Origin of the sequence: Pseudomonas sp. SLBN-26 (assembly GCF_006715895.1) — a bacterium.
In the GTDB taxonomy this organism is placed as follows: domain Bacteria; phylum Pseudomonadota; class Gammaproteobacteria; order Pseudomonadales; family Pseudomonadaceae; genus Metapseudomonas; species Metapseudomonas otitidis.
On record NZ_VFOB01000001.1, the window covers coordinates 1,035,442 to 1,057,163 of the forward strand.

16 protein-coding genes and 1 riboswitch are annotated in these 21,722 nt (G+C 71.2%); of the genes, 3 read left to right on the forward strand and 13 right to left on the reverse strand.

Annotated features, from left to right (window positions below; genetic code table 11):
* Positions 1-9: 9 nt before the first annotated feature.
* From FBY21_RS04740 to FBY21_RS04750, 3 genes are read right to left on the reverse strand one after another with little or no spacing between them, the layout of a single operon-like run.
* Entirely contained in the window at positions 10-1,212 is a 1,203-nt protein-coding gene (locus tag FBY21_RS04740) for a methanobactin export MATE transporter MbnM (protein WP_142009041.1), read from the reverse strand.
* Positions 1,209-2,087 carry an MbnP family copper-binding protein gene (locus FBY21_RS04745; RefSeq protein WP_142009044.1) on the reverse strand — a complete coding sequence of 293 codons (879 nt, stop codon included), beginning with the start codon at positions 2,085-2,087 and terminating at the stop codon, positions 1,209-1,211. The genes FBY21_RS04740 and FBY21_RS04745 overlap by 4 nt, the downstream gene beginning before the upstream one ends.
* A 10-nt stretch (positions 2,088-2,097) precedes the next feature.
* Entirely contained in the window at positions 2,098-4,152 is a 2,055-nt protein-coding gene (locus tag FBY21_RS04750) for a TonB-dependent hemoglobin/transferrin/lactoferrin family receptor (protein WP_142009046.1), read from the reverse strand.
* Positions 4,153-4,479: 327 nt separating this feature from the next.
* A riboswitch (cobalamin riboswitch) is annotated at positions 4,480-4,676 on the forward strand.
* 52 nt (positions 4,677-4,728) lie between these two features.
* On the opposite strand from FBY21_RS04750, the gene FBY21_RS04755 reads away from it, so the two are divergent.
* The 3 genes from FBY21_RS04755 to FBY21_RS04765 all read left to right on the forward strand — a co-directional run bounded on the left by FBY21_RS04755 (position 4,729) and on the right by FBY21_RS04765 (position 8,026).
* Complete coding sequence (locus FBY21_RS04755) at positions 4,729-5,412, forward strand: energy-coupling factor ABC transporter permease (RefSeq protein WP_044402672.1); 684 nt, start codon at positions 4,729-4,731, stop codon at positions 5,410-5,412.
* Between the two features lie 469 nt (positions 5,413-5,881).
* The gene (locus FBY21_RS04760; RefSeq protein ID WP_139233661.1) at positions 5,882-6,781 is read left to right on the forward strand and encodes a LysR family transcriptional regulator; all 900 of its coding nucleotides are present in this window, start codon (positions 5,882-5,884) and stop codon (positions 6,779-6,781) included.
* A 33-nt stretch (positions 6,782-6,814) separates the two neighbouring features.
* Positions 6,815-8,026 carry a sensor domain-containing diguanylate cyclase gene (locus tag FBY21_RS04765; RefSeq protein ID WP_142009048.1) on the forward strand — a complete coding sequence of 404 codons (1,212 nt, stop codon included), beginning with the start codon at positions 6,815-6,817 and terminating at the stop codon, positions 8,024-8,026.
* Here FBY21_RS04765 and FBY21_RS04770 read toward each other — a convergent pair.
* The 10 genes from FBY21_RS04770 to glgA are packed head-to-tail and all read right to left on the reverse strand — an operon-like array spanning position 7,996 to position 21,655.
* The gene (locus tag FBY21_RS04770; RefSeq protein ID WP_142009050.1) at positions 7,996-8,652 is read right to left on the reverse strand and encodes a glycosyltransferase; all 657 of its coding nucleotides are present in this window, start codon (positions 8,650-8,652) and stop codon (positions 7,996-7,998) included. The two genes, FBY21_RS04765 and FBY21_RS04770, sit on opposite strands and share 31 nt — an antisense overlap.
* Positions 8,649-9,260 (reverse strand): class I SAM-dependent methyltransferase, encoded by a 612-nt coding sequence (locus FBY21_RS04775; protein WP_074971725.1) that lies wholly within the window; start codon positions 9,258-9,260, stop codon positions 8,649-8,651. Before FBY21_RS04775 ends, FBY21_RS04770 begins: the two co-directional genes overlap by 4 nt.
* Entirely contained in the window at positions 9,257-10,009 is a 753-nt protein-coding gene (locus FBY21_RS04780; protein WP_142009052.1) for a PIG-L deacetylase family protein, read from the reverse strand. Before FBY21_RS04780 ends, FBY21_RS04775 begins: the two co-directional genes overlap by 4 nt.
* Positions 10,006-11,028, reverse strand: coding sequence for an acyl-CoA dehydrogenase (locus FBY21_RS04785; protein WP_142009054.1), 1,023 nt, complete (start codon positions 11,026-11,028; stop codon positions 10,006-10,008). The genes FBY21_RS04780 and FBY21_RS04785 overlap by 4 nt, the downstream gene beginning before the upstream one ends.
* The gene (gene glgX, locus FBY21_RS04790) at positions 11,028-13,154 is read right to left on the reverse strand and encodes a glycogen debranching protein GlgX (RefSeq protein ID WP_142009057.1); all 2,127 of its coding nucleotides are present in this window, start codon (positions 13,152-13,154) and stop codon (positions 11,028-11,030) included. Before glgX ends, FBY21_RS04785 begins: the two co-directional genes overlap by 1 nt.
* 25 nt (positions 13,155-13,179) lie before the next feature.
* A complete protein-coding gene (locus FBY21_RS04795; RefSeq protein WP_142009059.1) occupies positions 13,180-13,494 on the reverse strand; it encodes a DUF2934 domain-containing protein in 315 nt (104 codons plus the stop codon).
* Positions 13,491-16,286 carry a malto-oligosyltrehalose synthase gene (locus tag FBY21_RS04800; RefSeq protein ID WP_142009061.1) on the reverse strand — a complete coding sequence of 932 codons (2,796 nt, stop codon included), beginning with the start codon at positions 16,284-16,286 and terminating at the stop codon, positions 13,491-13,493. The genes FBY21_RS04795 and FBY21_RS04800 overlap by 4 nt, the downstream gene beginning before the upstream one ends.
* On the reverse strand, positions 16,279-18,348 hold the full coding sequence (gene malQ / locus FBY21_RS04805) for a 4-alpha-glucanotransferase (RefSeq protein ID WP_142009064.1): 2,070 nt from the start codon (positions 18,346-18,348) through the stop codon (positions 16,279-16,281). Before malQ ends, FBY21_RS04800 begins: the two co-directional genes overlap by 8 nt.
* A complete protein-coding gene (treZ, locus tag FBY21_RS04810) occupies positions 18,345-20,108 on the reverse strand; it encodes a malto-oligosyltrehalose trehalohydrolase (protein WP_142009067.1) in 1,764 nt (587 codons plus the stop codon). Before treZ ends, malQ begins: the two co-directional genes overlap by 4 nt.
* Positions 20,108-21,655 carry a glycogen synthase GlgA gene (gene glgA / locus FBY21_RS04815; protein WP_074971717.1) on the reverse strand — a complete coding sequence of 516 codons (1,548 nt, stop codon included), beginning with the start codon at positions 21,653-21,655 and terminating at the stop codon, positions 20,108-20,110. Before glgA ends, treZ begins: the two co-directional genes overlap by 1 nt.
* Between the last annotated feature and the right edge of the window lie 67 nt (positions 21,656-21,722).

Genomic DNA, 21,722 nt, shown 5'->3' on the forward strand with positions numbered 1-21,722 from the left:
GCAACGCCGTCAGGGTTGTGAGGTGGAACGGTGGGCGGTTTCTCGGTGCGCAGCCTCCTGGGTGTGGGTGGGTTGGAACCGGTAGCCCGCCGGCCAGGGGTCGGCGTAGCGGGGGTCATGGGGCAGGCTCAGGTCGGTGAGGCTGCCGAGGAAGGCTTCGAGGTCGTCCAGCTCGGCCTCGCTGAGGTCGATGCGGGCGATCAGCCCGCTCTTGTGCGGGTTGCGTCGGCCATCGCCTTTCAGCGCGCCTTCGGGGATGTCGCGGCCGCCGGCCGAATAGATGCGTAGCACCTCGCGCAGGGTGGCGGCGCTGCCGTCGTGGAAGTAGGGCGCGGTCAGTGCCACGTTGCGCAGGCTGGGGGCGCGGAAGGCGCCCATGTCCTGGGCCTGGGCGGTCAGCTCGAACACGCCCCGGTTGGGGAAGGGGTAGGTGCCCTGGTCGTCCAGGTTGTAGAGCCCGGTGTTGTGGAAGGGCGTTTCCACCTCGCGGGTGCGGGCATGCACCACCTGGTCGTTGAAGTTGAAGCTGCCGTGGCAGTGGTGGCATTCGGCGCGTTCGCCGAAGAACAGCTCCATGCCGCGCTTTTCCGCGGCCGTCAGTTGCAGGCGGCCTTGCAGGTAGCGGTCGTAGCGGCTGTCCACCGCCAGCAGGGTGCGCTCGAAGGCGGCGATGGCGCGGATCACCGAGGCCATGGTGATGGGCTCGGGGCTTTCGGGGAACGCCTGGGCGAACAGCGGCGGGTACAGCGGCTCGTCCCGCAGGCGCTGGAGGATGGTGGCGCGGTTGCCGTCGTTCACCCCCATCTCCACCGGGTCGTCGCCGAACAGCGGGCCTTCCATCTGCCGCTCCAGGGACACCACGGCCGGGTTGGCCCAGTTGTAGGTGGCGTTCCAGGCCACGTTGGCCAGGCCCGGTGCGTTGCGGTGGGTGAGGGCGCCGGCGCTGCCGGTGGAGCGCGGCGTGCGGTCGCTGAAGGCCTTGGCCTGCAGGTGGCAGCCAGCGCAGGCGAGGGTGCCGTTGCCGGACAGGCGCGGGTCGTAGAACAGCCGGCGGCCCAGCTCCACCTTGGCGGCGCTCATGGGGTTGTCTGCCGGTACGCGGGGCGCGGGCACGTGGCTGGGCAGTGGCCAGGCCCAGTCCTGCGCCAGGGCGCTGCCGACCAGCCCGAGGCCGGCCAGCAGTGCGGCGAGTCGGCCGATGCGCCGCGTCATGGCCGGGGTACGACGCGGAAGGCCGGAACCTGGCCATCCGGCAGCGGCTGGCCGCTGGCCAGGTCCAGGCCGAGGCGGGCGAACACCGCCGGGCATTCGGGGTCGTCCGGGCCGCTCATGCAGCCCACCGCGCCGCCCTGGTCACGGCCGAGCTGGCTGCCGGCCAGCAGGCTGGACAGGTCCAGCGCCACGGCATCGCGCCGGGGGTCGAAACCGCGCAGGGTCACGGGCACCCGGTTGGCCCGCAGGCAGGCCACCGTTTCGCCGGTGAGCGGGTTGCCGCTGCAGCCGGTGGAGCCCAGGTGCAGGTACCAGCTGGGCGCGCGGGCGCCATCGGCCTTGGCCACGCCGCCTTCGGGGTTGACCTCGACCTTGGCGAACTTGCGCCCGGCCTGCCAGCTCCAGCCCATGGCGGCGATGTCCAGGGGCGGGCCCTGGAGTTCGGTGCTGGTGTGGTTGAGGGCCTCGGGCACGCCGAGGCTGAAGCGCAGGCCGACGTAGTCACCGGCCGGCGCCTGGCCGCGCACCTGGGTGCGGGTGGCCGGGGTGCCGCCCTGGCAGGTGCCGGTGGCGTCCTCGAAGTCCAGCAGGGCGACCTGGCCGTCCTGCCAGTCGTCGTGGTCGAGCACCAGGGGCACGGCCTGGCCGTCGGCGCGGACCAGCGCCACGTCCTGCACGTAGAGCCGTGCATCGCGCAGGGTCGAGGGGCGGGCATCGGCGCCCAGCGGGCCCAGGGGCGCACCGCAGCGGGCGGGGTGTCCGTTGGCCAGCAGGGCGAAGTCGATCACCACCGGTTGCGGGCCGCTGGGGGCCTGGGCGGCGCATGCCGAGAGCAGGGCCGTGCCGAGCAGAAGGGGAAAGCGATAGGCGTGCATGGGCGGCCTCTCAGAAGCGCGAGCTGAGGGTGAGGTTGACGCTGCGGCCTTCCTCGTAGCTGAAGGTGTTGGCCTGGGTCTGCTGGTAGGTGGCGTAGGCCTGGTCGAACAGGTTGGTCACCCCCAGGTCGACGCGGTACGGGTCGCGCTCCCAGGTCAGGCCGATGTCGTGCAGGGCGTAACCGTCGCGGCGGCGCAGCAGGGTGTCGTCGTAGTCCTGGGCCTTGACGAACTGCCCGCGGTAGTTGACCGACCACTGCTCGTCGAGGCGGTAGCCCAGGGTCAGGGCCAGCTTGTCCGGCGGGGCGTAGAGGTCGGCGCCGGTCTGGGCGTTGCGCGAGCGCAGCTGGGAGTACCCCAGGCCGACGCTCAGGCGGTCCAGCTCGTAGGCCGCCTCGATCTCGCCACCCCGGCGCTCGGCCCGGGCCACGTTGCGCCGCTGGAACACCTGGCCGACGCCGGCGAAGGGCGCCTGGCGCACATAGGTGCCGACCACCTGGGAGTCGATCAGGTCGTAGACATCCTCGTCGAAGCCGGTGGCCTTGAGGCGGAACTGGTCGCCGCTGGCCAGCAGGTCGCTGAAGTCCAGGGTGAAGCCGGCTTCCCAGGTCTTGCTGGTCTCCGGTTCCAGGCCCGGGTTGGGGCGGAAGTTGAACAGCGCCCGGCGGGTGTCCAGGTTGCCGTACATCTCGGTCATGGTCGGCGCGCGGAAGGCTTCGCCGTAGCTGACGAACAGCCCCAGGGGGTCGATGGGCTGGTACTTCAGGGCGATCTTCGGCGAGAGGCGGCTGTGGCGGGCGTCGCCCTGGCCGGGGGAGGACAGCTTGTAGTCGTCGTGGCGCAACGCGGCGATCAGGGTCCAGCGGTCGAAGGTCTGTTCGCTCTGGATGAAGCCGCCAAGGGCGCGCAGCTCGCCGTCGGGCAGCACCGAATTGCCCTGGCCGTTGGAGGTGTTCTCGGCGGTGTCCTTGTAGTAGTCCACGCCGTAGGTGAGGCGCTGCCGGTAGTGCTCGCCCACCTCGAAGTTGCTGGTGTTCTGCAGGCTGCCGCCGTCGGTGCGGGTCATGGCCGAAGTGTCGGCCTGGGGCGGTGTCGAGCGGCTGTGGCCGGCGAGGCTGAAGCGGGTGCGGTAGAGGCTCAGCTTGCCGTCCAGCCAGCTGCGGTCGGTGTCGTGGAACGACCAGTTGCCGGTGTACTGCTCCTGCCGGCGGCGGGTGTCCTGGTCGAAGGGGAACACCAGGTTGCCGCCGGGGTTGGTGGGGCCGGTGAAGTCGTCGTCGAAGGTCTGGCGGCTCAGCTCTACCCGGTTCAGTTCGCCCAGGTTGAGGCCGGCCTTGAGCAGGCTGGCGCCCAGGTCGCCGTCGTTGGGGTACTCCGAATCAGCGCCGCCCTTGCCGGTGTGAATGGCGCCGTAGTTGCGGTAGGTGGCACTGGCCAGCACGTCGGCCTGGTCGTTCATCGCTGCGGCGGTGAGGTGGGTGGAGAAGGCCTCGTTGCCGCTGCGGTAACCCACCTTGGCCTGGCCGCCGTAGCCGCGCTCGGGGTCGACGTAGTCCTCCGCTGCCAGGGTCTCGAAGGCCATCACGCCGCCCAGGCCGCCACTGCCATAGGCCGCCGACATGGGGCCGCGCACCACGTCCACCTGGCGGATGAAGTCGGGGTCCAGCAGCAGCGGGCTGTTCACGCCGCCCTCGTTGTTACGCCGCGCACCGTCCACCGTGAGGATGATGCGTGGCCCCTGCAGGCCACGGATGGCGGGAAGCTGTGCCGCAGGGCGGGGGCCGCCGCCGAAGTTCACGTTGGGCAGGCTGCGCAGCACGCTGGACAGGCTGTCGGCCTGGGCATCGTCGAGGGCCTTGCGGTCCACCGTGGACACAGAGGCTGGGAGGTCAAAGCTGCTGTTGGCGCTGCGGGTGGCGGTGACGGTGGTGCTGTCCAGCACCAGGGTCTTGCCGTCTTCCTGGGCCTGGGCGGCGGCGCAAAGCAGGAGCAGCAGCGGCCAGGCCGTGGCGGGCGAGGGGAGGAAGGCGGAGCGCCAGAACGAAGGGGATGGCATCACGGCCATGGGTGTCGGTCCCTGTTGTTGTCGAGTGGTTCCGGGAACGACCTGAGCCGCATGGTGCCGAGCTGTCCGATCCCTGGATGACTACCGGGCGCCTCATGGCGCCCGCATGCACTTGGCAGGCCTCTGGGGCGCTGCGGGACGGATGCTAGCAAGGGCCCCCGATGCGGCCCGACTGCGACGAGCTGCCACACCCCGGGCACCCGGAGGCCTGCGGGTGGCGCCTGGCTGGCAGGGGAAAGTCGACTGTGGCGGACTGTCGCAGGCAGGGAGGCGCACGGGGCGCTCGCGGGGGCGCAAAAATTTGCCTTTGCCGCCCGCAGGCCCGCCAGTAAGATGGCCGCCGATGGTTTCCGGGCAACCGCCCGGAGCAACAGGGAACATGGTGCGGCGCAACGCCCAGGCCATGGCTGCCCCCGCAACTGTAAGCAGCGAGCGAAACCCGAAGCACCACTGGCCCCGGCCGGGAAGGTGGGTGAAGCATTGACCTGCGAGCCAGGAGACCTGCCATCCGTAACGGGCACGAGGCCCGACCCCTAGAACTGGTCACCGCGCGGTGGGCGCGGCAAGGAACCGCACATGCATATCGAACCCGGCGTCGTCGAAGGCGCCAAGCTCCTGCTCAGCTATGGCACCGCCGTCACCGCCTTCGGCCTGACCGCCAAGATGGCCTACGACAGCATCCGCACCAACGGCGGCATCAGCGCCCTGGCCCTGCGCAGCCTGATCGCCACCGCCCTGGTGTTCTGCTTCTTCGAGGTGTTCCCGCATCACGCGGTGGGGGTCTCCGAGGTCCACCTGATCCTCGGCTCGACCCTGCTGCTGATGTTCGGCGCCGGCGCGGCCGCCATCGGCCTGGCCGCCGGGCTGCTGGTCCAGGGCCTGTTCTTCGCCCCCTTCGACCTGCCGCAGTACGGGATGAACGTCACCACCCTGCTGGTGCCGCTGTGGGGCATCAGCCTGCTGGCCAACCGCATCATCCCGGCCCGCACCGCCTACGTGGAAACCCGCTACAGCCAGGCCCTGGCGCTGTCCACCGCCTACCAGGGCGGCATCGTCGCCTGGGTGGCCTTCTGGGCCTTCTACGGTCACGGTTTCACCGCCGAGACCCTGGCTTCGGTGAGCACCTTCGGGCTGGCCTACATGAGCGTGATCCTGGTGGAACCGCTGATCGACCTGGGCGTACTGGCCCTGGCCAAGACCCTGTCGCGCTACAGCCAGGGCCCGCTGTTCAACGTCCGCCTGCACCACGCCGCGGCCTGATCCGACACACCTGCCGCCCGGCTGCAATGGCCGGGCGGCCTCGTCATTACCCTTCGAATCCGTCCTGTTTCCGTCGCTCAAGTTTCACATGGCTGTGAAAGTGACGACTTTCCGACGCCTCGCAACATCCAAGTTCGCCAGTAAACGGCGGCACATGACAACTTCCCGGATTAATCCCGTCGCTCACAACTTGGCCAACTTCCAAGTTTCGTCCGGCTCAATACGAAATTTTCCCTCGAACTGCTGAAAGCCCCGCCGCGCTTGGGCTTGGCGCACTCCTTGACAAAAGTCCGGCGCCATTGAATCGACCTCGTGAAGCACGGCAGTTAGCGCGCTACTTGCCGGCTAAGTTCATTCGAAAAATGGAGACTGGCAGTCCGGAAATGTAGGTTCTCTGCAAAAAATACGGCTGTTAGCATGAAAACTGCACGACGCGGATAAGTCTCGACGAGTTTCGAAGTTGGTGAAGATGCTGGATGACTTGGCTTTATTCGTGCAGATCGTACGGGCAGGGAGCTTCGCAAAAGCAAGCAGGGTACTAGGGATACCTGCCAATACCCTCAGCCGCCGCCTGATGAGCCTGGAACGCAGTCTCGGCACGGCCCTTTTTCTCCGCTCCACCCGGTTGCTGCGCTGCACGGCCGATGGGGAGCGGCTCTACCAGAAATGCAAGACGAGCATCGACCACCTGGGCAACGCCCTGGCCACCCTGCGTGACGACGCCCAGGGCATCGTCGGCCAGGTGCGCATCCAGGTGCCCACGGGTTTTTTCGAATGCCAGGAGAACGGCTTCTTCAGCCAGCTCCTGCGCCAGCACCCGGGGCTGGAACTGGACGTGGTGGTGGCGGACCACGAGCCGGACCTGGTGCTGGACGGGCTGGACCTACTGTTCTTCCTCGGTGAGCTGAAGAACGACGCCTACGTGGTACGCAAGCTGTTCGACCTGGAGCTGGGTCTCTACGCCAGCCCCGGCTATCTGGCCATGCACGGCGTGCCGGAGCGGGTGGAGGACCTGGCCGAACATGCCTGCCTGCACCTGAAGAACGTCCAAAGCTGCGAGTTGCATTCGAGCTGCGGCCGCCGGACCTATCGCCTGCGCCCTAACGGGCGGCTGGCGACCACGTCCAGCTCGGCCCTGCTCAACGCTGCGATCAACGATTCGGGCATCGCCCTGCTGTCCACCCTGGCCGCGGAATGGCGCAAGGAGCAGCTGGTGCGCATCCTGCCCGACTACGCCGTACGCGGGCGGGCGCTGCATGCCGCCTATTCCAGCCACCGCACGCTCTCGGCCTGCGGGCGTGCGGTGCTCGACTTCGCCGTGGCGACGGCCCAGCAGGCCTGCGACCTGGTGCAGACCGGGCATGCCTGACGGGGACCGGCGCCGCCGGGGGGAGAGTAGGGAATGCGCGATCCGGACAACGAGCAGCTGTACCAGGCACACCAGGGCCGGACCTTCATGCGTCCGCGCTTTCCTCCCCGCCTGGAGCAGCAGTACCGCGAATCGCTGACGCGGGATTTCCTGCCGTTCCAGAAGGCCTCGGCCGTGGTGGTGCTGCTGGTGTGGGCGCTGTTCATGGGGCTGGACCTGCTGCACTTCGACCTGCAGGCCGGCCTCGATGGCTGGCTGGTACTGCTGGCGGGGGTGCGGGTCGGCATCCTGCTGCTGCTCACCGGCCTGGTGCTGCAGATGCTGCTGCGCGGCATCGAGGCCTACTCGGTGCGCTTCGCCTCGTGGGTGCTGCTATTGGTGCTGGCCGGTGGCATGGCCTCGATCTTCATCTACCGCATCAAGGGCCTGTACTTCTCCGACGGCATCTTCGCCTTGCTCGGCGTGGCGGCCTTCTTCCCCCTGGGCATCAGCTTCCGCCGCAGCCTGCTGGTGGCCCTGGCGCTGTTCGCTCTCTGGCTGCTGGCGGGCTACCCGGTGTACGCCGCAGACTCACCCGAGCAGTACGGTTCGGTATCGCTGGTGTTCCTGCTGTCGATCCTTGCTTGTGCCATGGGCGGGTACATCCGTGATCAGGTCAAGCGCGAGCAGTTCCTTCTGCGCGAGCTGCTCAAGTGGCAGTCCAGCCATGACCCGCTGACCGGCCTGCACAACCGCCGCGCCTTCGACCAGCACGTGCAGACCGCGCTGGGCCTGGCCGCGCGGGAGGGCGCGAGCCTGGCCCAGCTGATCATCGATCTCGACTACTTCAAGCAGTACAACGACTACTACGGCCACCAGGCCGGAGACGCCGCCCTGTGCGCGGTGGCCGGGGTGCTGGAGGCCTTCGCCCGCCGCCCGCTGGACATCGCCGCGCGGCTGGGTGGCGAGGAGTTCACCTTGGTGCTCTACGACGTGGAAGAGGCCCATCTGGAAACGGTGGCGCTGCGGATCGTCCAGCAGGTGCGGGCCCTGGAAGTCCCCCATGCGCGATCGGCAGCCGCCCCGGTGCTGACCGTGAGCGTCGGTGCCTGCCTGTTCCACCTGCCGGTCAGCGAGGCGCTGATGTACCGCCGCTCCGACGAGCTGCTCTACGAGGCCAAGCGCCTGGGCCGCAACCGCAGCTGCGTGGCCGTGGAGGGTTCGCCGGTGGCGCTTCAGGAGGAGGCCAGCAGCGCCCTCAGGTAGCCGGCGAAGCCCTCCGGCGCGCGCCCCAGCAGCCGGGCACTGGTGTATACCCGGGGCCGTGCGCTCCAGGCGATGCGCGCGCCGATCCGGGCGAAGGCCTGCACCAGGTGCACGTCCTCATGGGCCGGCAGGGGCGCAAAGCCCCCGGCGCGCAGGTAGGCGCGGGCGCAGAAGCCGAGGTTGGCGCCGTGCACGTGGCGGTGGTCGTCCGCGTCGCAGTAGTGCTGCTCATAGCGGTCCCGGACGTGCTCCGGCAGGTCGTCCCAGTCGGTGACCTGCACGGTGCCGCAGACCAGTTCCGCTCCCATTTCGAGCTGGTCCACCAGCCAGTTGGCATCCACCACGCTGTCGGCGTCGGTGCAGGCGATCCAGCGGGCGCCGGCTTCCAGCAGCGTCCTCGCCCCTTCGCCTCGCGCACGGCCCACGTTGCGCGCCTGCAGCGCCCGCGTCTCCACCCCGTAGGCATGAGCGATGGCGGCGCTGCCGTCGCTGCAGCTGTCCAGCACCACCAGCACGCGCACCGGCTCGCCGCCCAGCCCTGGATGCGTGGCTGCGCGGAGTACGGAGTCGAGGCAGGCACCCAGGTGGGTTTCTTCGTCATGCACGGGGATCACCACGCCGATCATGCCGGCCCCTCGCGCAGGCCTTCGCGCTGGGCCACTGTGGTGGCGTCGCGGCTCCACACCTCCAGCAGCAGGTCGGGCTCCTCGTGATAGAGCAGCCGGGGCATGTCCAGCGCGCCTCGCAGGTAGCCGTGGACGTCGTCGCCGGTCAGCGGGCAGCCCTCGATGGCGGGGCGCCAGTGGCAGGCCAGCAGCGTGCCCTGCTCGGTCAGCGACGCGCGCGCCTGCTTCACCAGCCGCTGCAGGTCCGTGGGGTCCAGGTAGTAGCCCAGCTCGCTGAACAGGATCAGGTCGAAGCGCCCCCGTGGCCATTGCTGGGGCAGGCGCGCCTGCACGAAGCGCACGTTGGGCTTGCGCGCCACCCGCCGCCGGGCCAGCTCCACGGCCCGTTCCGAGGTGTCGCAGGCCAGCAGCTCGTGGCAGCGGTCGGCCAGGCGCAGGCTCAGCTCGCCGTTGCCGCAGCCGGGCTCGAAGACCCGCTCGTAAAAGCCGCGCGGCAGCGCCGCCAGCACCAGGTTGCGCTTGCGTCGCTCGTACCAGCGGCGGCGGAAGGCCCAGGGGTCGGCGCTGCGCCGGTACAGCGCCTCGAAATAGGCATCACCCACGCTCATATGAACACCAGTTCGAAGGGTTGCAGCAGGCGCGCCAGGGCCGCGTCGTCGAGGATCGGTCCGTGGCCGTCCGGCGAGGCGTCCAGCTGGCTGGCGAAGGCCGCCACCGCCCGCTGCTTGCGCGCCCGTTGAGAGGGATCGAGGGGCAGCCGACGGGCCCGCTCCCAGGGCAGGCGCGGGTCGTCCGGCGTGGCCCAGTGCCAGGCCCACACCGGGTACTCGCAGACGTGGCAGCCCACCGCCTGGGCAGCGGCCAGGGTGGCCCGGCCACAGGCCTCGTGGTCCGGATGGCCGTCCCCGCGCCAGGTGGTGAACACCACGTCGTCTGCCCGCAGGCGCTGGCCGAGCCAGTCGGCCAGCGCCTGCTCACCGGCAGCGATCCCGCCGTCCGGCAGGCCGGCCCGCCAGCAGGGAATGGCCCGGTCCGGCACCAGGCGCTGCAGTGCCTCGCGGCTTTCCTCCGGGCGTATCCGGGCCAGGTGGTTGGGCGGCCAGGCACGGGAGCCGGGGTGACTGGCCTCGCCATCGGTCACGGCGATCACCTGGCACGCGCGCCCCAGCTGCGCCAGCTGCTGAATCAGCCCGCCGCAGCCGAGCACCTCGTCATCCGGATGGGGCGCGACGATCACCGCGCGCTGCCCGGGGCGCACCATTTCCGCTGCGTCGAGGGTGGGCACCTGCGCCAGGTGCGACGAGGCCTGCCAGGCCGCCAGCGGCGTGCCGAAGCCCCAGGCGGGGTCGGCCCTCATGGCAGCCAGCCTGCGGCCGGCGCCTGGGCGGCCAGTTGGCCCAATGCCGCCAGGTCCCGTTCGGCGTGGCTCTGGCGCAGGTATACCGGCAGGTCGGCGAGCAGCCTCGACAGGAGCGGGTCCAGGCAATATGGCGCTGCGCCCAGGGCGTGGCCGACATGCAGCAGGGTGGCTTCGGCGGCTGCCTCGACCACCGCACGCAGGCGCCGGGCGATGTGCTCGGCGTCCTCCAGGGGGTGGGCGTCGATCCATTCCGCCGCATCGGCCAGGGCGCAGCCGGCGGCATACAGCTGCGCGTCCACCGCACCCAGGTGGGCGAGGGCATGGGGTTCGCCCTGCTCGGCGCAGCGTCGGCGCAGGGCTTCGGCCAGCGCCTGGGTGGCGCCGAACCAGCAGGCGGCGATGCCGGCGCCGCCGTGCCAGAAGCCCGGCCGGTGCAGGTAGCCGTCCGCCGGGCCGACGCAGTGCCCCCGGGCCTGGTCGAACAGCACGCTGTGGCTGCCGGTGGTACCCATGCCGCAGGCGTGCCAGACCCCATCCTCGAAGGCCACGCCCGGCTGGTCCAGGGCCACGGCCACCAGTTGCTGGCTGCCGTCCTCGGCCCAGGCGGTGAGCAGCGCATGGCTGAGCACCCGCGCGCCGGAACACCAGGCCTTGCGGCCATCCAGGCGCACGTCCTGGGACGTGGTGCGGCCGTTGAGGTGGACCCGGGCGTCCGGCGGTTCGGCGGCCCAGGTGCCCCAGGTGCTGTCCGGCGGCGGTGCGTCCGCCCCCAGTTCGTGGAGGATGGCCAGGGCATCGGTGTGCCCCTCGTAGAGCTTGCACAGCCCCAGGTCCCGCGCGGCGACGCGGGCCAGGGCGCGCCAGCGGTCCAGGGTGGCGCCGTCACCGGGTTGCGGCAGGCAGTCCAGCCCGGCGGCCACCAGCTCCCGCAGCGCCTGCCCGAGGGCGGCGGTGTCGTCCACCGGCAGGGGTTCCAGTGCAAGGCGCAGGCGGTCAAGGAAGAAGCCGCCCGCCATCAGTCGGCCTCCTTGCGCAGCTCGAACAGCACCAGGGCGCGGCCGGTCACCACGAATTCCTCGCCGAACTCGTGCCGGGCCAGGCCCCGCTCATCCGGGCGGGCGGTGTCCGCCAGGCACACCCAGGCCACGCCCTGGGCCACTTCCGGAAGCTGGAAGGCCACGCCCTCGTGGTGCGCGTTGAGCAGGATCAGCAGCGTGGCGTCTGCACCGCTGCGGCGGATGCCGGTGGGCTGCGCGCGGCCGTCCAGCAGCACGCCCAGGCTGCGGGTATGGCCGTCGTCCCATTGCTCGGGGGTCATCTCCTCGCCGTCGGGGGCGAGCCAGGTGACGTCGCGCACCCCCAGCTCCTCGTTGTAGTCGCCCACCAGGAAGCGCCCCCGGCGGAGGATCGGGTAGGCGCGGCGCAGGCTGATCAGGCGCCGGGTGAAATCCAGCAGGCCCCGGCCTTCGTCGTCCATCTCCCAGTCCACCCAGCCGATCTCGTTGTCCTGGCAGTAGGCGTTGTTGTTGCCGTGCTGGGTGCGGCCGAACTCGTCGCCGGCCACCAGCATCGGCGTGCCCTGGGAGAACAGCAGCGTGGCCATCAGGTTGCGCATCTGGCGCAGGCGCAGCTCGCGGATCTCCGGGTCGTCCGTGGGGCCTTCGGTACCGTGGTTCCAGGACAGGTTGTTGTCGCTGCCGTCGCGGTTGTCCTCGTCGTTGGCCTCGTTGTGCTTGTGGTCGTAGCTGACCACGTCGCGCAGGGTGAAACCGTCGTGGGCGGTGATGAAGTTGACCGAGGCGAAGGGCCGCCGGCCGCGCTGGTTGAACAGGTCGCCGGAGGCGGTGAGCCGCCGGGCCAGGTGCGCCACCTGGCCGGGGTCGCCACGCCAGAAGGCGCGCACGGTGTCGCGGAAGCGGTCGTTCCATTCCACCCAGCCCGGCGGGAAGCCGCCCACCTGGTAGCCGCCGGGGCCGCAGTCCCAGGGTTCGGCGATGAGCTTGACCTTGCTCAGCACCGGGTCCTGGCGGCAGGCGACGAGGAAGCCGTGGCGCTCGTCGAAGCCGTGGGGGTGGCGGCCGAGGATGGTGGCGAGGTCGAAGCGGAAGCCGTCCACGCGCATCTCCGTGGCCCAGTAGCGCAGGGAGTCGGTGACCATCTGCAGCACGCAGGGGTGGCTCAGGTCGAGGGTGTTGCCGGTGCCGGAATCGTTGATGTAGTAGCGCCGCTCATCGGGCATGAGGCGGTAGTAGGTGGCGTTGTCGATGCCGCGCATGGACAGGGTCGGGCCCAGCTCGTTGCCCTCGGCGGTGTGGTTGTAGACCACGTCGAGGATCAGCTCCAGCCCGGCGTCGTGCAGGTGCGCCACCAGCTCCTTGAATTCGTTGACGTGGCCGCTGGCGAGGTACGCCGGGTGCGGCGCGAAGAAGGCCAGTGTGTTGTAGCCCCAGTAGTTGTTCATGCCCTTTTCCAGCAGGTGCTGGTCGTTGACGAAGGCATGGATGGGCAGCAGCTCGATGCTGCTCACGCCCAGGGAGCGCACGTGCTGCAGCAGGTCGGCGTTCATCAGCCCGGCGAAGGTGCCGCGCAGGTGCTCCGGCACCGAGGGGTGGCGCATGCTGATGCCGCGCAGGTGGGTCTCGTAGATCACCGTGGAGTCCCAGGGCACCCGCACCGGCTTCTGCTCGGGCCAGGTGAAGGCCGGGTCCAGCACCTTGGACTTGGGCACGAAGGGCGCGCTGTCGCGCTCGTCGAAGGAGAGGTCGGCGTCCGGGTGGCCAATGGTGTAGCCGAACAGCGACTCCGACCAGCGCAGCCGCCCCACCAGCTGACGGGCGTAAGGGTCCACCAGCAGCTTGTTGGGGTTGAAGCGGTGGCCGGCGTCGGGTTCGTAGGGGCCGTGCACGCGGTAGCCATAGATCAGCCCCGGGTGGGCGTCGGGCAGGTAGCCGTGCCAGATCTCGTCGGTGTACTCGGGCAGTTCGATGCGCTCCAGTTCCCGCTCACCCTTGCTGTCGAAGAGGCACAGCTCGACCTTGGTGGCGTGGGCGGAGAACAGCGCGAAATTCACGCCCAGGCCGTCCCAGGTGGCGCCGAGTGGAAAGGGGTGGCCTTCTGTGATCCGTGAGCGTTGCCTGCTCATGTGGTGGCTCCTGTACGGCCTGGGGTCAGGCTTTGGGTGTCTTGGGGGGGCGTGGGGCGCGGGGTTTCTTCAGCAGGGCGGGCTTTTCCTCGGCCTCGCTGGCGGCGGGCTTGGCCGCCCGAGGGCGGCGCGTGGGGGTGACCGGGCCGGAGGAGGTGTCCACCGCCCGGGGCTTGCTGGCCGGCCGCGAGGTGGGTTCCGGCGGGGTGTCGCGGGGCTTCTCGCGCTGGGCCAGCTTGCGTGCCATCTCCCAGTGGCGAGCGTCCTGGCCGTGGGGACGGCCCTCGGATTCCCAGATCTGGTAGGCGAGTTCGCGGACGCGCTGATCGTCGGTGTTCATGGCATGGCTCCTGTGGCATGGGGGCGGAAACACAGCAGGTTGACGGGGAAGTCGGCGAGCGCCCGGGACAGGGCCAGGCCTTCGGGGCCCACCTGGGGCGGCTCGCGGCTGAACACACCGGCGAGGGCGCCGGTTGCCGGGTCGAAGGGCAGTTCCACGCGGGTATCGCCCCAGCGCAGGGGCGGCACCTGGGGCACCTTGGTGCCTTCCAGCAAGGCATCCACCAGGCGCGGGGCGATCACCACCAGGTATTCGCCGTCGCGCTGGCGGGCGAAGGCGATCACCCGCTCGGCGTGTTCGCCGTGCACCGGGAGGGGCTGGTAGTCGCCTCGGGCGAACAGCCCGGCGCGGGCGTAGCGCACCGACAGCACGCTGCCGACCAGCCACTGCTTGATGCGCCCGTCGCGCCAGCCCAGCAGCAGGTCGGCCTGGTCGCGCAGGGTGCCCAGGGCGTCGATGCGCGCGGCGTAGTCCACCGGCCGGCGGTTGTCCGGGTCCACCAGGCTGAAGTCCCAGAATTCGGTGCCCTGGTAGAGGTCCGGCACCCCTGGCGTGGTCATGCGCAGCAGGCATTGCACCAGCCCGTTGAGGGCGCCGCCGGGGGCGATGGCCATGGCCGCGTCGGCAATGCCGCGACGCAGCTGGGCGGCGGCATCGCTGCCCAGCAGGCTGTCGAGGAAGGCGCGGCAGGCGCCCTCGTAGTCGCCGTTGGGGGCGCTCCAGCTGGTCTGCAGCTTGGCTTCGCGCAGGGCCTTTTCCTGCCAGCGCAGCAGGCGCTCGCGGTAGGCGGCGAGGCCGGCGTGGTCGTCGGCTGCCAGGTCCAGCGGCCAACTGCCCAGCAGGCACTGGTAGAGCACCAGCTCGTCGCCGGGGCTGATGGCCAGCGGGCCGGTGGCTTCGCGCAGGGGCGCGGCCAGGCGCCGCCACTGTTCGCAGCACTCGGCGAACCAGGCAGCGCGCTCGCTGAGCACCGCCAGGCGCGCGCGGCTGTCATCGCCGCGCTTGTGGTCATGGGTGGCGGTGGTCAGCAGGTTGTCCGGGAAGCTCTGCGCGCGGGCCTGGCAGGCCGCGTGGAAGGCCTCCAGCGGGGCGCTGAAGCGTTGCGGGTCGAAGCCCACGTCGTTGCGCGAGAGCAGCACCGCCGAGCGGTAGCAGGCGGTGTCCTCCACGGCCTTGGCCGCCGCCGGAGCGGTGAGCTGCTGGAAGCGCGCCACCACCTGCCGGCGCAGCCGGCGCTGGGTCAGGGGCACGGCCCGCAGCGGTTCGCCGCCGAGCCAGCGCTCCAGGTGGTCGAGCAGCGGGCGGTCGGCGTCGCCCAGTTCGGCGCAGGCCGCGTCGAAGGCCTGGCGGAACAGTCGCTGGTCCTGGGTGGAGCGGCCGCAGGCGTTGACGTAGGTGCGGTAGACGCTGAACTGGCCGATCAGCGCGTGCAGCGCCCGGCGGATGCCGCCGAGGGTCAGGTCGCGGGTCGCCAGGTCGCTGCGCGCCACCTGCAGCAGGGCCTGGGCGAGGTTCTCCAGGTCGCCGGCGAGGTTGCTGCCGAGGATCAGTTCGCGGGCCTCGCGGACCTCGTCGAGGAAGCGCGGTGAACGCCCGCTGGTCTCGCTCCACAGGCCGCACAGCTGCAATTCGCCGAGGGGCGAGTGCTGCAGCAGCGACACCTGGTTCATGAATTCGTAGCCGGTGGTGCCGTCCACATGCCAGTCGCCGGGCAGCACCTCGTCGGGGCCGAGGATCTTCTCCACGTAAATGGGGAAGGGCTGCTCCGCCAGACCTGCCGGGCGTTGTGCCGCCAGCCGCTGCACCCGGCGGCGCAGGCGTCGGCAGTAGCCGCGCGGGTCGGCCAGGCCGTCGACGTGGTCCAGGCGCAGCCCGTCCACCAGGCCGCGCTGGATCAGTTCGAAGACCTTGGCATGCACCGCTTCGAACACCTCCGGGCGTTCCACCCGCAGGCCGCCCAGCTCGTTGATGTCGAAGAAGCGCCGCCAGTTGATGTCGTCGGCGGCGGTGCGCCAGCTGGCCAGGCGGTAGTGCTGGCGCTCCAGCAGGGCGTGCAGGCGTTCGAAGCCCACCGGGTCGTCGCCCCGGAACGCCGCCAGGGCGTTCGCCAGTGCCTCGCCGGTCGGCGCAGCGCGGCCCAGGGCCTGGCGCAGCTCACGGGCGCGCTGCCAGGCGTCGGCAGAGCCTTCGAGGGTGTCGAAGCTGGCGGCCAGGGCCTGCAATGCCGGGTCGTCGGCGCGCCGCAGCACCTCGCCGTAGGTGGCCGGCCAGAGCGGGAAGCGGTGGTCGAAATGCTGGGCGTAGAGCGCGCCGCTGCTGCCGTCGTAATGCAGGCGCACCTCGCCGGCGGCGAGGACCTCCGCGTAGTCGCTGCGCAGGAAGGGGATCAGCAGCTGCCCGCGCAGCAGCGGGTCGTGGGATTGCCACTGGATGTCGAAGAACTGCGCGTAGGGGCTGGCGCGGCCCCATTCGAGCACGTCCAGCCACCAGGGGTTGTCGCCGCCGCCCACGGCCATGTGGTTGGGCACCAGGTCGAGGATGAGCCCCATGTGGTGCTCGCGCAGGGCGGCCACCAGGCGCTCCAGGGCCGGATCGCCGCCCAGCTCGGGGTTGACCCGGGTGGGGTCGACCACGTCGTAGCCGTGGGTGGAACCGGCCCGGGCCTGGAGCACGGGCGACAGGTACAGGTGGCTCACGCCGAGGCGGGCGAAGTAGGGCACCTGGGCGCGGGCGTCGTCGAGGGTGAAGCCGGCGTGCAGTTGCAGGCGCAGCGTGGCACGCAGTTCAGTCATGGGGGTGTTCCTGTTGCCGGCGGGTGTGGTCGAGGCGCTGCAGGCGGGCGCTCACCTCGGGGCGTTCGAGCAGGCTGGCGGCGGCTTCCGGCCAGCGCCGGCGCCAGTTGGGGTGCAGGTCGCCGGGGCCGGGGAGGTTGGGTTGCTCCTCGCTGCCGACGGCGTCCTCCAGGGGCAGCAGCACCAGGGGCGCGGGGGTCCTGCCGATGAAGGCGATGGCTGCATCGAGGTCGTCTTCGGGGGCCTGGCCGTGGCGCTGGCCGCTGGCGTGCAGGGCGCTTTCCAGGGCCTGGCGTTCCCGCTGGCGGTGCTCACGGTCGGCCTCGGCCTGCTCGGGCCGAGTCTGGCCGGCGGCCTCGCGCCAGTGGATGTCGCGCCCGGCGAGCCAGCCGCGCAGGGTCGGCAGATCGTGGGTCGTGGTGGTGGCCAGGGCATCCGCCGGCCAGGCGTCGGGCGGCGTGAAGCGGCCGTCGGCCTGTTCGAACAGCAGCACGCGCATGCCGAGGATCAGCCGCCGGCCGAGGGCTTCGCGCAGCCCCTCGGGCACGGTGCCGAGGTCTTCACCGACGATCAGCGCGCGGTGGCGGGTGGCTTCCAGGCAGAGCAGGCGCAGCAGGTCTTCGCGGGGGTAGTTGAGGTAGGCGCCATGCCGGGGATCGGCGCCTTCCGGTAGGACCCAGAGGCGCTGCAGGCCCATCACGTGGTCGATGCGCAGGCCGCCGGCGTGGGCGAGGTTGGCCCGCAGCATCTCGATGAAGGCGCGGAAGCCCTGTTGGCGCAGGCCGTCGGGGGAGAAGGCGGAGATGCCCCAGGCCTGGCCGCTGCGGTTGAGGATGTCCGGCGGGGCGCCCACCGTCAGCGACGGCAGCAGTTCGGCCTGGCGCGCCCAGGCCTGGCTGCCGGCACCGTCGGCGCCCACGGCCAGGTCGGCGATCAGCCCGACGGCCATGCCGGCACCGCGCGCGGCACTCTGGGCGCGGTCCAGCCCGCGCGCCACCAGCCACTGGGCGAAGGCGTGGAAGCGCACCTCGTCGGCATGCTCTTCGGCGAAGCGCAGCACCGCCGGGCTGGCGGGGTCGCGGTAGGGCTCCGGCCAGGTGCGCCAGTCGGTGGGCAGGCCGCTGCGGCTCATGAAGCCGTGCAGGGCTTCGAAGCGGCAGTGCTGCAACAAGGCGTCGCCGGCGTGCTGGCAGAAGCTGTCGAAGTCGACGCTGTGCAGGTTCTCCCCGGCGGCGAAACCCTGGTAGAGCTGGCGCAGCAGCTGCAGGCGGGCGGCGGAGGCGGCCGGCCAGTCCACCAGCGGGAGGGACTCCAGGCGCTGCAGCTCGGGGCCGAGGCCGGTGGCGAGGACCGCCTCGCGCCAGGCGCGGTCGCCGAGGATGCTGGCCGGCGCGGCGTGCAGCACGTTGAACAGCAGGCGGCTGGAGGGCGAATAGGGGCTGTAGCGCTGCAGGTCGGCGCTGAACATGGCGTGCACCGGGCTCAGGGCGATGGCGTCGGCGCCCTGGGCGGCGGCGCTGCGCACCAGCTCTTCCAGCGCCTGGGTGTCGCCCAGGCCGCCGTCGCCGGGGCGGCGCAGGCCGTACAGCTGGGCCGCCAGGCCCCAGATGTGGCGGCGGCGGTGGTCGCTGAGCTGGGCGACGCTGGGGCAGGCCGGCGGGGCGACGGCGAGGGTCACCGCCTGGTCGCCCAGGTGCAGCTGGTGGTAGCCCCAGGCGGTGAGGGCGGGCAGGCGCGCCTGGTCGTCCAGGTGGCCATCCACCACGCCGCCGTCTTCCAGCTGGACGCGGAAGGCGGCGCCGGGCCGGGCATGGGCGTCGAGCGCCAGGGGCTGGCCCTGGTCCAGGGTCAGCAGCCGGGGCAGGGTGGCGGCCTCATGCCGGGCCTGCAGGTGGGCCAGGCTGCCGGCGATCTGCTGCTCGCTCTGGGCCGGGTAGCCGAGGGCCTCCAGCAGCGCGCGCAGGCTGTCGGGAGCGACCTGTTGCGGACGCCCGTCGGCGTCGGTCCAGTGGACGCTGAACCCCGCCGCCGTGGCCAGGGCTTCCAGCTGGGCGTCGCTCATCGCGGGTCCTCCAGGGTGACCACCACGCTGTGGGGCGGCAGCACGCCCTGGCGGTAGTCGGCGTCGTCGATGCCGTCGGCGTGCAGGGTGCGAGCCTCGGGGTGGGGCAGCGGGGTGCGCACGGTGACCGCCGAGAGGTTCAGGTCGATGCGCAGGTGGCTGCCGTCGCCCAGCCGCCAGCCGGCGGAGACGGCCTTGTCCTCCAGCACCCGCGCGCCGATGGCCTGGCTGCCTGGCAGGCGCGGCACCAGGTGGGCATGGCGCACCTGCAGCAGGCGCTGGTAGAGCCGGCGCCAGGCCTCGGCATCGGTTTCGGTGGCGGCGGCGCTGTCGGGCATGGAGCGGCTGAAGGTGGAGAAATCGTTGGGGTCGGGGATGGCGTCGCGCTGCTCGGGCCGGGTGAACGCGCTGAAGGCGGCGAACTCGGCGCGGCGGCCTTCGCGCACGGCCTGGCCGAGGGCTTCGTTGTGGGAGGTGAAGTACAGGAAGGGCTGCTCGGAGCCCCATTCCTCGCCCATGAACAGCAGCGGCACCATGGGGCTGAGCAGCAGCAGGGCGACGCTGGCCCGCAGCGCGGCGGGTTCCGCCAGGCTGGCCAGGCGCTCGCCCAGGGCGCGGTTGCCCACCTGGTCGTGGTTCTGCAGGAACAGCACGAAGGCGGTGGGCGGCAGGTGCGCGCTGGGTTCGCCGCGCTGGGCGCCGCGCGGGCTGGTCTCGCCCTGGTAGACGAAGCCCTCGCCCAGGCAGCGGGCCAGGTGGCTGGTGGGTTCGCGGGCGAAGTCGGCGTAGTAGCCCTCGTCCTCGCCGGTGAGCAGTACGTGCAGCACGTTGTGGCCGTCGTCGTTCCACTGGGCGTCGAAGCCCTGTTCCAGCAGGCTGGCGGCGTTGTCTTCGTTCTCCAGCACCAGGTGCACGTGGCGCCCGGCGGTGGCGCGGCGCACGCGGTCGGCCAGCTCGACGAGGAAGTCGCGGTCGGGGATGGCGTGCACCGCATCCAGGCGCAGGCCGTCCATGCGGTAGTCCAGCAGCCACATCAGCGCGTTCTCGCAGAAGAAGTCGCGCACCTGCACGCGGCGGAAGTCGATGGCCGGCCCCCAGGGGGTGTGGCGGTCGTCGCGGAAGAAGGCGCCGGCGTAGCGGCCGAGGTAGTTGCCGTCCGGGCCGAAGTGGTTGTAGACCACGTCCACCAGCACCATCAGGCCCAGCTCGTGGGCGCGGTCCACCAGGGCGCGCAGCTCGTCGGGCGTGCCGTAGGAGGATTCCGGGGCGAACGGCAGCACGCCGTCGTAGCCCCAGTTGCGCGCGCCGGGGAATTCGGCCAGGGGCATCAGCTCGATGGCGGTCACCCCCAGTTCGGCGAGGCCGGGCAGCAGGGCGGTGACCTGGCTGAAGCCGCCGAGCAGGCCGACGTGCAGTTCGTAGATCACCGCTTCGTGCCAGGGGCGCCCGTTCCACTCGGTGCAGCGCCAGGCATAGCGGGACGGGTCCTGCACTTCGCTGTCGCCATGCACGTCGTCCAGCTGGCGGCGCGAGGCCGGGTCGGGCACCTCCAGTTCGCCGTCGATGCGGAAGCGGTAGGCGGTGCCGGCCCCCACCGGCAGCTGCACGCTGTACCAGCCGTCGGCGTGGGGTGCCATGGGGTGGGTCTCGCCCGAGGCGAGGCGCAGCTCCACCTGGCGGGCGTCCGGTGCCCAGAGGGCGAAGCGGGTGCTGCCGTCGTCCTGGAGCCAGGCGCCGTGGCTGCGGGTGACCGGGTACATCAGCGCGCCCCTCCGCTGGCGAGGGTGACGCGCTGGCCGATCAGCCGCTGGTACAGCTGGTCGTAGGGCAGCACCGACTCGCGCCAGAACAGCGGCGCGGCCATGGCCTGGCAGCGCATGGCGTCCAGCAGTTCGGGGTGGCGGTAGACGTTCAGCGCGCGCTGCACGGCGTCCCAGTAGCTGGCGGCATCGGGCTCGCGGAACAGGAAGCCGGTGACGCCGTCCTCGATGGTGTCCGCCAGGCCGCCGGTGCAGCGGGCGATGGGCAGGGAGCCGAAGCGCTGGGCGTACATCTGGCTCAGGCCGCAGGGTTCGAAGCGCGACGGCATGAGCAGGAAATCGCTGGCGGCGAACAGGCGGCGGGCGTCGGTCTCGTTGAAGCCGACACGCACGCCGATGCGCCCGGCATGGCGCTGCGCCAGGGCCTCCATGGCCAGCTCCAGTTCGGGCTCGCCACGGCCGATCACCGCCAGGCGGCCGCCCTGGGCGACGATGCGGTCGGCGATCTCCAGGGTCAGGTCGATGCCTTTCTGCTGCACCAGGCGCGAGACCACGGCGAACAGCGGGGCGGGTTCGCTGTCCAGGCCGTAGAGCTGCTCCACGTAGCGGCGGTTGGCCTGCTTGCCCTGCCAGGCGCGGGGGGCGAAGCCTTCCACCAGGTGGGTGTCGCTGCGCGGGTCCCAGCTTTCGTCGATGCCGTTGGTGATGCCGCTCAGGCGGCCTTCGGCGACGCGCTGGCGTAGCATGCCTTCCAGGCCGCAGCCGAAGGCCTCGGTGGTGATCTCGCGGGCGTAGTTGTCGCTCACCGTGGTGGTGTGCCGGGCGTGGGCGATGCCGGCCTTGAGGAACGACAGCTTGCCGTAGAACTCCATGCTCTCGGGGCGGAAGGCCTGCTCCGGCAGGCCCAGCTCGGGGGCGCTGTGGGGGTCGCAGAGACCCTGGTAGGCCAGGTTGTGGATGGTGAACACGCTGGGGGTGGCCTGGCCGCGCCAGGCCAGGTAGGCCGGCGCCAGGCCGCTGGGCCAGTCGTTGGCGTGCACCAGCTCGGGCACCCAGCTGAGGCCGGCCTGGCCGCCGGCGAGGTCGGCGGCGGCCAGGCCCAGGCGGGCGAAGCGGATGTGGTTGTCGGCCCAGTCGCGGCCATGGGCGTCGCCATAGGGGGTGCCTTCGCGCTCGTACAGCTCGGGGCAGATCAGCACGTAGACGATCAGCCCGTCCGGCAGGTCCATGCGCCCGACGCGGCAGGGCGGCAGGGCGGCGTGCCCCGGCAGGCGGCCGATCACCCGGATCGGGTGGCCGCTGTGCAGCACCGAGCGGTAGCCGGGGATCAGCACGCGGATGTCGTGGCGGGAGGCGAGGGCTCGGGGCAGGGCAGCGGAAACGTCCCCCAGGCCACCGACCTTGACCAGGTCGGCGAACTCCGAGGTGACGAAGAGGATTCGTTTTTTCTGGCTATTGGTTCCAAGGCTTTCCACGTGCAACTGGGGCCGACTGGCGAGGGTGGACCCCAGGCCTTCGAGTTGAAGGCTCACTACCGCATTTCCCATACCATCCTCCGCTTTCGAATATCCCTGAACGGGGCGGCGGAGCACCGGGGCGCAAGCCATCTATCAC

What these genes read in the sequence shown, in the direction of transcription:
- FBY21_RS04740 (WP_142009041.1), bottom strand. Translation starts at nt 1,212, where the DNA reads ATGACGCGGCGCATCGGCCGACTCGCCGCACTGCTGGCCGGCCTCGGG.
- FBY21_RS04745 (WP_142009044.1), bottom strand. Translation starts at nt 2,087, where the DNA reads ATGCACGCCTATCGCTTTCCCCTTCTGCTCGGCACGGCCCTGCTCTCG.
- FBY21_RS04750 (WP_142009046.1), bottom strand. Translation starts at nt 4,152, where the DNA reads ATGGCCGTGATGCCATCCCCTTCGTTCTGGCGCTCCGCCTTCCTCCCC.
- FBY21_RS04755 (WP_044402672.1), top strand. Translation starts at nt 4,729, where the DNA reads ATGCATATCGAACCCGGCGTCGTCGAAGGCGCCAAGCTCCTGCTCAGC.
- FBY21_RS04760 (WP_139233661.1), top strand. Translation starts at nt 5,882, where the DNA reads ATGCTGGATGACTTGGCTTTATTCGTGCAGATCGTACGGGCAGGGAGC.
- FBY21_RS04765 (WP_142009048.1), top strand. Translation starts at nt 6,815, where the DNA reads ATGCGCGATCCGGACAACGAGCAGCTGTACCAGGCACACCAGGGCCGG.
- FBY21_RS04770 (WP_142009050.1), bottom strand. Translation starts at nt 8,652, where the DNA reads ATGATCGGCGTGGTGATCCCCGTGCATGACGAAGAAACCCACCTGGGT.
- FBY21_RS04775 (WP_074971725.1), bottom strand. Translation starts at nt 9,260, where the DNA reads ATGAGCGTGGGTGATGCCTATTTCGAGGCGCTGTACCGGCGCAGCGCC.
- FBY21_RS04780 (WP_142009052.1), bottom strand. Translation starts at nt 10,009, where the DNA reads ATGAGGGCCGACCCCGCCTGGGGCTTCGGCACGCCGCTGGCGGCCTGG.
- FBY21_RS04785 (WP_142009054.1), bottom strand. Translation starts at nt 11,028, where the DNA reads ATGGCGGGCGGCTTCTTCCTTGACCGCCTGCGCCTTGCACTGGAACCC.
- glgX (WP_142009057.1), bottom strand. Translation starts at nt 13,154, where the DNA reads ATGAGCAGGCAACGCTCACGGATCACAGAAGGCCACCCCTTTCCACTC.
- FBY21_RS04795 (WP_142009059.1), bottom strand. Translation starts at nt 13,494, where the DNA reads ATGAACACCGACGATCAGCGCGTCCGCGAACTCGCCTACCAGATCTGG.
- FBY21_RS04800 (WP_142009061.1), bottom strand. Translation starts at nt 16,286, where the DNA reads ATGACTGAACTGCGTGCCACGCTGCGCCTGCAACTGCACGCCGGCTTC.
- malQ (WP_142009064.1), bottom strand. Translation starts at nt 18,348, where the DNA reads ATGAGCGACGCCCAGCTGGAAGCCCTGGCCACGGCGGCGGGGTTCAGC.
- treZ (WP_142009067.1), bottom strand. Translation starts at nt 20,108, where the DNA reads ATGTACCCGGTCACCCGCAGCCACGGCGCCTGGCTCCAGGACGACGGC.
- glgA (WP_074971717.1), bottom strand. Translation starts at nt 21,655, where the DNA reads ATGGGAAATGCGGTAGTGAGCCTTCAACTCGAAGGCCTGGGGTCCACC.